Source organism: Bacteroidales bacterium, from assembly GCA_031275285.1.
Classification (GTDB): domain Bacteria; phylum Bacteroidota; class Bacteroidia; order Bacteroidales; family UBA4181; genus JAIRLS01.
The window spans coordinates 1-12,776 of sequence record JAISOY010000221.1; the positions used below are offsets into that span (position 1 = coordinate 1).

The window sequence follows — 12,776 nt, forward strand, 5'->3', positions numbered from 1 at the left end:
TACTGAGCAATATTATTCTCTGCAAGGCATTGGTAATGCACCGGGATCTCGTGTATGCCTACGTCGTTGATTAATAACAAAATATAGCTTTTGTAATTGCCTGTTTCAAGAGGTAGGCATGATTTATTGATGGTGAATTTCAGGGATGCTTTTCCTTCTTTAAATGTGCCTTTCATATATCTCATCTTGACCCATTTCGGGAGATGTCCTATGGAATATTCTGCATTACCTGCATGGGCGACTGTAACCGAATATTCATAATAATCCGTTGAAATTTCTAAATGTATTTCGTTAGGATCCTTGGTTATTCTCGGTTCCCTGTTTTTTACATTATCCAGGAATTCATCACTACATCCTGTGATCAGGAAAACAAAACATAGGAAGATAATATTTTTCATAACACTTGTTATTTATTTGAAGAATATTGAGATGCGCCTCGGACATTTGCAAGCAAGCTTGTAATGCCTCTCGGCTTTCGTTATATTTTAAAGATGCAACCTTAAACCGACATAAATATCAATGTGTGAGACATTTCTTTTATCATCACCTTTAAATGTGATACTTTGTTTTGGCTCTCTTCCTCTTTTAACGGATAACTTATTAAATTTGGAAATAAAACAATCCGTTCCAAAAGAAACAGATAACCATGATGTTAGGAAATATTCAATTCCCAGTTCAATATTTCCACCAACGGAACTTCCTGTAGATAAAGTATTTTCAGTAAAATACTGGCTACTTAAATCTGTTTCAAATTCATTGCGGTAATGAGTATACCCAATGGATATGGCAGTATGAAGGAATAATGCCTTGGTATGTACTAAAGGAAATTTTAAAAATGCTGATGCACCGATATAATTAATATATAACCTATTGATGACATCGGTACTGACAATACCGATACCGTCTGTGGAATTAAAGGAGATGAAATCTTCATCGCAATTTGATAAAAAGGAATATTTTATACCAATTCCCCATTTATTGGAGAACATCCTGTGTGCATCTGTTGAAAAAGTGAAACATTTTCTGCTTTGTTTGAAAAAATCGGTTAAAGCGTTATTTTCCAGTTCTTCAGGAATAAGTTCTATTTCATAATACCCGGATTTAGCAAACATGAAACTAATGGAATTCTGGATACCTAATCTCCATTTTTTTTGTTTTATCTGATAGATCTTGTCGTCAGTAAAGGATTCGTTTTTTGAGGACATAATACTATCCTGTGCATATAACCCAGACATGCACCATATAATACAGGCAGTCAAAAAAAGATAATTCTTCAAGCGTTCGTGTCTGTTATGTTTCTGATGTGTGTTTTTCTATCAAAAAACTTGATTTGAAAAACATTACAAAGATAATGGTATTTTTTCATATTCTGTATTTTTTTTATTTTCAGGATATCTTTGCTCATCTTCTTATTTTTATTTATTCTTAATAAGAATTATCTTCTTTTTCTCTACCTTTGCAGTACATTATCAGGATGGAGAGTATCCGATAATGCTAACAAAACTTTTATTTATGCATTTATCTGATTTACACACAGGCGAAAAAGCCATTATAGTCAAGGTAAGAGGAAGGGGGTCGTTTCGTAAACGCATCATGGATATGGGATTCATTAAAGGGCAGGAGGTAGAAGTGATCCTTAATGCTCCATTGGAAGATCCTATTAAATATAAAGTGATGGATTATGAAGTATCACTCCGTAGGAGCGAAGCCAAACTTGTAGATATTGTAGTTGAAGCTGCTTCTGATGGAAAGCCCTGTATCGGAAAAGGATGTGGAACCATTACAGAGCAGGTGCATCGTGAATTCCAGGCCAATACCAAAACTATTCATGTGGCCTTGGTGGGTAATCCGAATGCAGGAAAAACATCACTATTCAATGTAGCATCGGGTGCACATGAGCATGTGGGTAATTATAGCGGTGTAACCGTAGGAGTAAAAGAAGGTCATTTTAAGCATAAAGGATATACTTTCAAAATTGTTGATCTTCCCGGTACTTATTCTCTTTCATCTTATTCTCCTGAAGAAATTTATGTTCGTCGTTATTTGACTGAACAATCGCCTGATATTGTGGTGAACGTGGTAGCGGCATCGAACCTGGAACGTAACCTGTATCTCACCACCCAGCTTATAGATATGGATACATATATGGTCGTGGCGCTTAACATGTATGACGAATTAGAAGCAAGCGGGAATAAACTGGATTATCAAATGCTGGGTAAGATGATAGGGGCTCCCATTATACCTACTGTATCTACCCGTGGTAAAGGAATTGTAGAGTTGTTTGATTGTATCATAGAAGCTTATGAACGCAGGGAGCCTTATATGAGGCATATCCATATCAATTATGGGGAGATATTGGAAGATAGTATTTCTAAAGTCCGTAAGGAGCTGAAAATGAAAACGGATATCGGAAAAAATTATTCCAAACGATATCTATCTGTAACCCTTCTGGAAAAAGACAAGGAAACTGAACGGATTATCCGGTCCGAATCGGAACCATCATGTAAGGAGGTTTTTGAGGTACGTGATGCGGAAGTACAACAGATTGAGAGCATGTTGAAGGAAGATAGTGAATCCGCTTTTACCAACGCCCGTTATGGTTTTATTGCAGGAGCACTAAAAGAAACTTATGTTGAAAATCCTGAAAAACAAAAAAATATCACTGAATTGATCGATCCCATTGTTACGAATAAGTATTTTGGTTATCCGATCTTTTTGATTTTTATGTGGATCATGTTTGCCGGGACATTCTGGTTGGGAGCATATCCACAGGAATGGATAGAAATGGGTGTCGGTTGGCTGGGAGATTTTATCGGTAGTTATATGGCTGAAGGTTCCCTGAAAGACCTGATTATTGACGGAATTATAGGAGGAGTAGGAGGGGTGATCGTTTTCTTACCCAACATCATGATCTTGTATTTATTTATTTCCGTACTGGAAGATTCCGGTTATATGGCTCGTGCAGCTTTTATCATGGATAAGGTAATGCACAAGATGGGATTACATGGAAAGTCGTTTATCCCGTTGATCATGGGCTTTGGCTGTAACGTTCCTGCAATTATGTCCACACGTACTATTGAGAGTCGGAACAGCAGGATGATCACGATGCTGATCAATCCACTGATGTCCTGTAGCGCCCGTTTACCGGTATATATTTTATTGGTAGGTGCTTTTTTCCCGGATCATCCGGGACTGATGATGCTGATCCTTTATACATCCGGAATAATTTTGGCAGTGATCATGTCCAAGTTATTCAAACGATTCCTTTTCCGTAAGGAAGATGTTCCTTTTGTTATGGAACTGCCGCCATATCGGCAACCTACCTTTATTTCTGTTTTTCGCCACATGTGGCAAAAGGCATGGCAATATCTGCGGAAAATGGGAGGGATTATTTTAATTGCTTCTATTGTTATTTGGTTTTTAGGTTATTTTCCACGGAATACGGAGTCGATGGTACATTATGACCAGCTTATAGAACAAGCTTCAGGTAATGAAGAAGAAGTTGCCCAATTGGAACAGAAACAAAAAATGCTTCATCAGGAAGAATCATATATTGGCCGGATCGGGAAATTTATTGAACCGGTGCTCCGTCCGATCGGTTTTGACTGGAAGACCAGTGTAGCGCTATTAAGTGGAATGGCCGCCAAAGAAGTAGTTGTCAGCACAATGGGAGTTCTTTACTCAGGAGATGAGGAGGCGCATGAATTACCGGAAAAACTGAAGTCTGCCCAACGTTCGGACGGAACTCCGGCATTTACCCCTTTAATAGCACTATGCCTGATGCTCTTTGTCTTGATTTATTTTCCATGTATTGCTACGATTATAGCTATAAAAAATGAATCCGGATCGTGGAAATGGGGACTTTTTGCCATTTTTTATACCACAGTGCTGGCATGGATGGTTTCATTTATGGTATTCAAAATCGGAACTTTGCTCGGTTTTTAGTTGAAAATATCATTGTATACTTAACGATTATCCTTACCTTTGTGAGGATAAAATGCCATTACAGTGATCATTGCAGTAGATTTTGACGGGACCATAGTCGAAGATAAATATCCCGGAATCGGTAAAGAAAAACGATTTGCTTTTATGACCCTAAAAGATTTACAAAAACAGGGACATCGGTTAATTTTATGGACTTATCGATCAGGAAGGTCTTTAGAAGACGCTGTAGAATTCTGCCGTAAGAATGGAATAGAATTTTATGCGGTAAACCGCAGTTATCCGGAAGAAAAAATGGATGAATCTCAGGTCAGTCGTAAAATACATGCGGATGTTTTCATTGATGACCGCAATATAGGTGGCTTTATCGGATGGGGAGAAGTATGGCAGATGCTGAATCAAGAAACTTCCAGGGAAAATACTTCCGGTAAGAAATGGTTGAATTTCAGAAAAAAATCATGATATGTTAAAAGTTAAATTGGCTTTTTTCCTTTGTTGTTTTGCTTTTTCATCCTGGTCGTGTAACGGCGGGGGAAATTCCAAGAATACTTCGGATAAAAAGACTTCTCCGACTGTTCAAAGTAAATCTTCCCGTTCACGTCAAGCTGAAATTGTTTCGCCTAAAAACAATGAACGATTTCCTTTAACTTCGGATATAATACTTTCTTTGAAGCCTAAAAATGAAAATACCACTGTGGATTCCATACGATGGTTCATTGATGGTAAATGGATAGTGACAATTCCGACATTTAAAGATCATACATGGAATACCTCAGGGCAAACCACCGGGACACACCGTATAGAAGCCGTAGCATATTATCCCGGCGGGCAACGTGAAATAATTCCAACCAGTATATTATTGCTGGCAAGCAAGGCTCCCAAACCATACACTTATAAAATCATCAAAACTTATCCACATGACATAAAGGCTTATACGCAGGGATTGCTTTTTGATGATGGTTTTCTTTATGAAAGTACAGGATTGAAAGGTTTATCTTCACTGAGAAAGGTTGATCTCACTACCGGTGAGGTTTTGCAGGTAATGAACATTCCTCCTGATATGTTTGGCGAAGGTCTGGCCCTGGTGGATGATCGCCTGGTACAAATCACTTATAAGGATCAGGTTGCATTTGTATATAATAAGAGTGACTTTAAATTGTTGAATAAAATCACATACCCGATGCGCGAAGGGTGGGGGATAGTCTATGATGGGGTGAATCTTCTCATGACGGATGGTTCTGCTAATTTATATTTCCTGGATAAGAATTATTTGACAGAAATCCGGCGTATAGAAATATGCGATCACAACGGGCCTGTTGTGCATTTAAACGAACTGGAATACATAAATGGTGAGTTATGGGCCAATGTGTATCTGAAAGATGAAATTTTGCGTATAAATCCAACTACAGGTGAAGTTACAGGACGAATTGATATGAGAGGACTATTAAAGGCAAGTGACCAGCATGCGGCTATTGATGTTCTGAATGGAATAGCTTATGATCGGGATAGCGGGAAAATTTATGTTACCGGGAAAAACTGGCCGAAATTATTTGAGATACAAGTGATCGAAAAGTAGATTATTAATTTTTAAACCCGTGACCGGACACGTGGTTTATTTATTTTTATGGACTTCATTGTTCTCTTGGTAGTTGCTCCAACAGGTTTTTAAATTCACAGCCGGCACATCCTTCACATTTGTTCAATGGCTGTTTCCTTAGAAAAAATCGATACAATTTGTAACACAACCATATAGCGGTTAATGATCCGATAATGTATGTGATAATATCCTGTAACATGGAATTCTGCGTTTAACTTATCTCTTTGTTAGAAAAAATGTAATTTTAATTGCTTATGTATAGGTTTATATACGGATCTGAATAGAAAATGTTACATAAATTAATGTGAATTATTTCAAAGTTTTATACTCTTTGGAAGCGTATCTATCAAAATTGTCTGATGGTAAACAAACAATTTATTTATCTTTGCAGATGTTGTTCGTAACGTTTGCCATTCGTTTTCAACAACCAAATGTATTCATGAAACATGAAATTACTCTATCATCTCGGAAAATATTATATATTGGTTGGGAAAGTTTTCTCAAAGCCTGAAAAAGTTTCTATTTATTACCGTAGGGTACTTAAGGAAATAGAATTATTAGGGGTAAATTCTTTAGGCATCGTTGCCCTGGTATCCGTATTCATTGGAGCGGTAATTACCATGCAAACCGCCTATAATATAGAAAACCCGTTTATTCCGAAATACCTGATCGGATTAATGGCCCGTGACACCATGATGCTGGAGTTTGCTTCTACCATGATCGCACTGATTCTTGCCGGAAAAGTCGGTTCAAGTATTTCTTCGGAAATTGGCACCATGCGTGTGACAGAACAAATCGATGCCCTTGAAATTATGGGGGTTAATTCGGCTTGTTACCTGATACTTCCTAAAATTATTGCCAATGTTTTCTTTTTTCCAATACTGACAATTTTAAGTATGGTCATTGGCATATGGGGAGGTTGGCTGATATGTGTCCTGCTGAATATTATTACCCCTGAGAATTATATCCTGGGGATAAGGTATGCCTTTATCCCTTATTATATTTTCTATTCATGTGTCAAGATGGTATTATATGCGTTCATCATTTCTACTGTGCCTGCCTATCATGGTTATTATGTTGAAGGTGGATCACTTGAAGTCGGGAAAGCCAGTACCCGATCTGTTGTTTATTGCAGCGTATTGATACTTTCGGTTGATTTAATCATTACCCAAATGTTACTATCATGATAGAAGTAAAAGATGTTGTGGTACGATTCGGAGAAAAGACAGTCCTGGATCATGTATCTACTTATTTTGATAGGGGTAAGACCAATCTGGTCATTGGGCGGAGCGGATCAGGTAAAACCGTATTGTTAAAGTCCATTGTCGGGCTTGTGGATATTACTGAAGGAGAGATCTTATATGATCAGGTGGTTTTTAACCAACTGGATTTTACGGGGCAGAAAGAGATACGGAAACAGATCGGTATGATTTTCCAGGGAAGTGCATTGTTCGATTTTCTGAATGTTGAGAAAAATGTCATGTTTCCATTGGATATGTTTACCAATATGAGTATCCGTGAAAAACGTAATCGTGTAAATTTCTGTCTAAACAGGGTAAATCTTGAAAAAGTAAATAAATTATCCCCATCGGAATTGAGTGGTGGAATGAAAAAGCGTGTAGCCATTGCCCGTGCGATTGCCCTTAACCCAAAATATCTTTTATGTGATGAGCCTAATTCCGGACTTGATCCGCAAACAGCAATTGTCATTGATAACCTGATTAAGGAGATTACAGAGGAGTTTAACATGACCACCATCATTAATACCCATGACATGAATTCAGTGCTGGAAATCGGAGATAAGGTGACTTTTATTTATGAAGGGCACATAGAGTGGGAGGGTAGTAAAGATGATATATTAAGTTCCCGGAATAAACATCTGGATGATTTTGTATTCGCTTCCGAATTAGGTAAAAAAATAAAAAAGGCTGCAGAAGCTCCGCAACCACCAGAAGGAAATAAATAAAAATTATACTGCGAAAGCGTCTGTGATGGGTGCGAACATGACACCGCAGCAAAGGCAGTAACATAATGATGGTTTTTCTTTTCTTTCTTTCGGAGAAAGTATTTTTGCCAGTAATTCCTGGGCATAATTATTGTATTCAAAATGTATTTCCTTACACCCGCATTCGGGGCATTCAATGATTGATTTTTCCTGATTTTCAAAATTACTCATGTTTATTTTGGTATTTATTTACCATACAAAAATAAACATGCAGTGTAACGATAAGGTTAAGTATATATTATCTAATCTTTAAATAATTGAACAGCCTGGAATACTCATTCCAGGCTGTTCAATTATTTAAAGAAACAAATGTAAGTGTTTTTGGTTTTGATTTAATGCAGGAAAGAATATGCTGCAAAAACCTTAGCATTTTTTCAGGGATGATATCATCCCCTGCTTTCCATACTGCTGGCATCAGGATTAAGAAATTCAATGGCTTTCTTAACCTCCTGGTCACTTACTCCGCTATCTTTCGATCCCCTGTTTTCCTCAGGTTCTTCATCCATGATCATTTTTTTTGTTTCTTCTACAATACAATCAATATTTTGATGTACTTTCCCATTGTCTTTGTTTTCTTCGTTCTTCATGGTTAAATATTTAATGTTATTTAATAATTTCCCGGTTTTCCGCCCTCTTAATATCCTTTTTCAGGTATTCCCAAATACCTGTTCTTTCTTCTTGTCCCGGATTCAGGTTCATTTCCACTAATATTTGATCTATGGTATGAATCATGTGAATATCAAATGTATCTTCATCAAAATCTTTTAAGTTCTCACTGATCTTTACAATTGCTTCTGATCCCTTTTCCGGCATTTTATCAGGGATATGAACCTTTTCTCGAAAACGTTTTTTGATGTCATTTAAAACATTGCTGGTGATCTTTATTTCGTTATTTTCCATGGTACATTAAAAAGATTGTGTTAATGATGCAAAATTAAGATAAAAACGGATAATTTTCACATTTAATGTCGACTCAAACCTGAAATCCGGATTTGTCAGGCCTGTTCAATGTTATTTCAGCCAAATCATATAGCTTTTTTGGGCGTTATCAGCTATTATTACAAATATTATGCATCCCAACAATATCAATTCATATTTCCGGCTTTCTAAGCCTATATTGATAATTAGGAAATCTGAAAATAAGCAAGAATATTATATTAATAATAAAAATAAATTATCTTTGACCTATATTATTTATCAGTTAAGTTTTTATTGAAAGTTTTTGAGTTTTTATACCTTACTGCTGTTTTTAAGTTATATTTTCCCACACTTCTTTTTATAAACGCTCAACACAAATCATTTTTTATGAATATTTTTATTTCGAATCTTAATTTTAAGGTTCAGAGCGAAGATTTAAATGAAATTTTTGCGGAATATGGCAATGTTACATCAGCCAAAGTCATTACCGATAAATTCTCCGGACGTTCCAGGGGGTTTGGTTTCGTTGAAATGGACGACGAGGAAGCAGCCAAGAAAGCTATTGCAGAGTTAGACGGAGCCGAATATGTCGGTAAAACCATCAATGTATCTGTGGCAAAGCCAAGGACAGAGAACAGAAGCAACGACAGGAATAACAGGAGAGAGTCCGGACAAAACAGACGTGATAATTCCTGGGATAGATACTAAAAATTTGAAGGTGAAAAAGGAAACCTAATTGGTTTCCTTCTTTTTTTCATAAACCTAATAATATTAACGGTAAGACATTAAAATAACCACAAAATCTTAATAAATGGCAAGACCCACTTCATTCAATAAAAGGGAAAACGAAAAAAAGAAATTATCTAAACGAATTGAAAAACAGAAAAGAAAGGAGGAACGAAAAGCAGCTCCAACCAAATCATTCGACGATATGATTGCTTATGTTGATGAGAACGGGATGATTTCCGATGCACCTCCGGAGACTACAGAAAAAGAAGAAATCAATGTTGAAGATATTGCCATCTCTGTTCCTAAAAAAGTTGATGAAGAAACCATTCGTAACGGAAAAGTGGAGTACTTTAATTATGCCAGGGGTTACGGGTTTATAAAAGATTCAGAAAGTGCTGAAAAATTTTTTTTTCACATCAAGAACAGCCCTGCCGGGATACAGGAAGGCGATACGGTATCTTTTGAGTTCCAGAAAGGTTCCGGAAAAAAAGACATTACAAATATTCATATAAATAATAGATAACAATCAAATTATCCGAAGTTTTATCTGTTATTAAGCTTAACAAAATAGCCACCTATTCGGGTGGCTATTTTGTTAAAAATGACACTGATAAGTACTCAATAATATACTATTTCGCGCCTCTTGATATTTTGCTTTCCTGACGGATGATTTTTCCTTCAGCAGTGAGCCCTTCCATAATTACCGTATAAGTAGTCTGGGCATCGGCAGTATAAAAACTGAACGATGCTATTCCGGTGCTGTCTGTATGTACATCTGGCTGCCAGTGAATGGTGGTCCTCAGGTCGGGCTTCGGATTGTTTTTTTCCTTCGGAGTATCATATTTGGGTGCATAAAATTCCACGGGAGACTGGTATCCGAGAGGCCTGATACTGTTTATATGAAAGGACTTCTTAGGAGCCTTCGTAATATTACCATCCTTGGTGTGGATCGCAATTGCCCCGTTTGCTCCTTGCGAACCGAACATAGCCGTAGTACCAGCGTTCTTTAAGATGTCCACCTGGGCAACATCATCAACAACGATATAATCCAGCATTTCTATATCTGTAATAACATCATCAATTATCAATAAAGGTGTTCCCTGGTTACGGATACTTATATTAGTACTATTGCTACCATATACTCCTAACCGCATCAGTATGGAATATATATTCGTGGCAGGAAATTTCCCCAAATCTTCTTCAGTTAATGTATTATCAGCCTGTGAATAATATGTCGACTTACGCGGAGGTTTTTTTTGAGCGACAATTTCCACTTCTTCCAGATGGATGATCCTCATGCCGTTTTCAGAAATATATTTTTCTTCGGCTTTATCTGCGTATTTCAAAAACACCTCATTTTTTATACTCTCGGTTGGAGGAGCTAAGGGGATTTCCCTTTTTGGAAATGTCTCCTTGTCAATCAATACTTCATAACGTTTTAATTTTGATTCTGAGTGCGCTTGTACCATGTATGTCACACTATCGGGCAATTCGCAGTTATGGAAATAAAACCGACCATCCTTGTCTGATACCGCATTGTCAAAACAATTGTGTTTCTCAGATATAGTCATCATGGTGAGTTTGATATTTTCAGCAGGTTTTCCACCTAATACACTTTTTACCGTACCTGATATTTCCGGACCTTTTTCCAGAAAAGAGGTTGGCCGTACAAGATCACCTTTTATCATCCTGCTGATATCATAGCGCCTCCATCCCTGGGTAAGCATCAATAAGTCCAGTGCACGGGCCGAAGTATTGTTTTTCCTGAAATAAAATCCGGGATTTTCTATATTTCCCCTGAGGTCTGATGTCAATAACAGGGTGGTCAATATATTGAAGGAGGAATCAGGGACAACTTCCCTGTCATCAGTCACTGATACGGAAAAAGTCCCCATCATAGGATTTTCATCATGATCAGTGAATGTAATGGTATTCTGTACCAGTGAACGATCTGCATAATTCGCTTTATCTGTTTGATAATGAGTGATAGCCTGGTCATCATTATCGACAAACACCAGCCGCTCACTGATAGGCTGTAATTGCCTGTCCAACAATAAAACATGAAGAACACCTGAAGGAAAGGATTCTTTGGGAAACAAAACAAATTCTTTTGCCAAATCCCATTGAGCGGCATAATGGACAATACCTCTTGTATGGGCCAGAATATAAACCGGATCATGGGATATTCCTTTCGGTTTAAGGACAGATACATATAATCTGTTCCTTACCCAACTGCATGCCAGTGAATATCCAAACTCATGTACTTCGGGAAGTTTGAATTCTTTAGATATACCTTTTTCGTTTTTGCATACAACACGGTAGGCTTTTCCCTTTTCAGGGATCAGTGTAAACGAACCTGTTCCCCGGAAATCACTGGAAAATTCGCCTATATTATTGCCTTGTTCATCCATCACGGTTCCTGTAACATCTTCCGGAGCACCGTTCGATTTTAATGATTTAAAGGCTACACGGTTGGATACAGAAGATATCAAATTGCCTCCTTCCGGGAAAAAGGTAACATCAAAATCATTATCCGGTAGAGGTATAGAAAAATATTTCCTGTAAATGGCTTTGTCTTTAACTACTTCCAATGACATTACCCTTTGTTTGGATGTAGCAGGCAGGTTAAAAGTGATGCTTGATCTTCCATCGCTTCCTGTCTTGATCTCCATTTCTTTTCCGGTATTGACTTTTGCTTTTACAATCTCAGGAACGACAGGGGAGGAGGTTTCGACACTTGAAAAGCTGATATTAGCTGTTATTTTTTTATCCGAATCAAAAGTAAACTGTGTATCAATCTTTATCAAACGTGATTGCGGATCACCTATGTAAATATTTTTAAGGAAGAAATAATCTTCATCCAGGCTGCGCATAAAACTGGTATAGGCCCTTAAACTATAATTACCTTCAGGAATATCATCAGGAATAGGTATGTTACCGGCATATATACCCTCATCCTGGCGTATTTTTGTCCTGAGCACCAACGAATCCAGCGGGTTGATCAGTTCCACATACACATACCTGCTGGCAACGGCAGGAGTATGCAGAGCCGAGTGTGCCAGATGGGCCCGAAACCAGATACGTTCTCCGGAAATATAATATGGTTTATCTGTATGGATATGGATTTTTTCCTGGGGAAATGCTTGTAATTGATTGTTAAACAGAAGGGTCAAGGTATCTGTAATTAATTCCTGACAGGATAAAGTCAAAGAAAATCCGGTTAGGAACAAAAGCAAACTCAGTTTTTTCATTCGTTTAAATTAATTTGAGATTGTGATTAATTGGACTTTTAATTGTTGGTTACGTTTAATCTCCAAATGTATATTTTTCATGTAATAAATCAAAATCATTTACTATATCGTGTTATTTTGTTTTCCTGACGGATGATTTTCCCGTTATCGGTGATTCCTTCCATAATCACAGTTTCCAGTTGCCGGGATTGAACGGGTTGCCCCCATTCTGTGCAGCATACATAAAATTGGTCTGGAGCCCTGCAAAGTATGTCATTGCTGTGATGAAAAGGATCTCTCCGATCAGTTCCCCGCTGGGGTCCGTGTATATCAGCGGGTTGTTCCAGCAATAGGA

Annotated in this window: 13 protein-coding genes; 7 read left to right on the forward strand and 6 right to left on the reverse strand. The window is 37.5% G+C overall.

Features of this window, described 5'->3' with window-relative positions:
- Positions 1-398, reverse strand: a 398-nt coding sequence (locus LBQ60_21655; GenBank protein ID MDR2040531.1) for a hypothetical protein, incomplete at its 3' end; no start/stop codon positions are given.
- 87 nt (positions 399-485) lie between these two features.
- On the reverse strand, positions 486-1,235 hold the full coding sequence (locus LBQ60_21660; GenBank protein ID MDR2040532.1) for a hypothetical protein: 750 nt from the start codon (positions 1,233-1,235) through the stop codon (positions 486-488).
- Positions 1,236-1,512: 277 nt separating this feature from the next.
- On the opposite strand from LBQ60_21660, the gene feoB reads away from it, so the two are divergent.
- The 5 genes from feoB to LBQ60_21685 all read left to right on the forward strand — a co-directional run bounded on the left by feoB (position 1,513) and on the right by LBQ60_21685 (position 7,505).
- A complete protein-coding gene (feoB, locus tag LBQ60_21665; GenBank protein MDR2040533.1) occupies positions 1,513-3,945 on the forward strand; it encodes a ferrous iron transport protein B in 2,433 nt (810 codons plus the stop codon).
- Positions 3,946-4,008: 63 nt separating this feature from the next.
- The gene (locus LBQ60_21670; protein MDR2040534.1) at positions 4,009-4,404 is read left to right on the forward strand and encodes a hypothetical protein; all 396 of its coding nucleotides are present in this window, start codon (positions 4,009-4,011) and stop codon (positions 4,402-4,404) included.
- A gap of 1 nt (position 4,405) precedes the next feature.
- Positions 4,406-5,518, forward strand: a complete 1,113-nt coding sequence (locus tag LBQ60_21675) for a glutaminyl-peptide cyclotransferase (GenBank protein MDR2040535.1) — start codon at positions 4,406-4,408, stop codon at positions 5,516-5,518.
- Positions 5,519-5,985: 467 nt separating this feature from the next.
- Positions 5,986-6,726, forward strand: coding sequence for an ABC transporter permease (locus tag LBQ60_21680; GenBank protein ID MDR2040536.1), 741 nt, complete (start codon positions 5,986-5,988; stop codon positions 6,724-6,726).
- Positions 6,723-7,505: an ATP-binding cassette domain-containing protein gene (locus tag LBQ60_21685; GenBank protein MDR2040537.1), complete on the forward strand. Its 783-nt coding sequence runs from the start codon at positions 6,723-6,725 to the stop codon at positions 7,503-7,505. Before LBQ60_21680 ends, LBQ60_21685 begins: the two co-directional genes overlap by 4 nt.
- 3 nt (positions 7,506-7,508) lie before the next feature.
- Here LBQ60_21685 and LBQ60_21690 read toward each other — a convergent pair whose 3' ends face one another.
- The 3 genes from LBQ60_21690 to LBQ60_21700 all read right to left on the reverse strand — a co-directional run bounded on the left by LBQ60_21690 (position 7,509) and on the right by LBQ60_21700 (position 8,444).
- Complete coding sequence (locus LBQ60_21690) at positions 7,509-7,715, reverse strand: hypothetical protein (protein ID MDR2040538.1); 207 nt, start codon at positions 7,713-7,715, stop codon at positions 7,509-7,511.
- 215 nt (positions 7,716-7,930) lie between these two features.
- A complete protein-coding gene (locus tag LBQ60_21695; GenBank protein ID MDR2040539.1) occupies positions 7,931-8,131 on the reverse strand; it encodes a hypothetical protein in 201 nt (66 codons plus the stop codon).
- A gap of 16 nt (positions 8,132-8,147) precedes the next feature.
- Complete coding sequence (locus tag LBQ60_21700) at positions 8,148-8,444, reverse strand: hypothetical protein (GenBank protein MDR2040540.1); 297 nt, start codon at positions 8,442-8,444, stop codon at positions 8,148-8,150.
- A gap of 405 nt (positions 8,445-8,849) precedes the next feature.
- Here LBQ60_21700 and LBQ60_21705 point away from each other — a divergent pair, with 405 nt between their 5' ends.
- Both LBQ60_21705 and LBQ60_21710 read left to right on the forward strand, forming a co-directional pair.
- Positions 8,850-9,170 carry an RNA-binding protein gene (locus LBQ60_21705; protein ID MDR2040541.1) on the forward strand — a complete coding sequence of 107 codons (321 nt, stop codon included), beginning with the start codon at positions 8,850-8,852 and terminating at the stop codon, positions 9,168-9,170.
- Between the two features lie 103 nt (positions 9,171-9,273).
- Entirely contained in the window at positions 9,274-9,714 is a 441-nt protein-coding gene (locus LBQ60_21710) for a cold shock domain-containing protein (GenBank protein ID MDR2040542.1), read from the forward strand.
- Between the two features lie 106 nt (positions 9,715-9,820).
- Here LBQ60_21710 and LBQ60_21715 read toward each other — a convergent pair whose 3' ends face one another.
- A complete protein-coding gene (locus tag LBQ60_21715; GenBank protein MDR2040543.1) occupies positions 9,821-12,442 on the reverse strand; it encodes a TonB-dependent receptor plug domain-containing protein in 2,622 nt (873 codons plus the stop codon).
- Positions 12,443-12,776 lie beyond the last annotated feature (334 nt).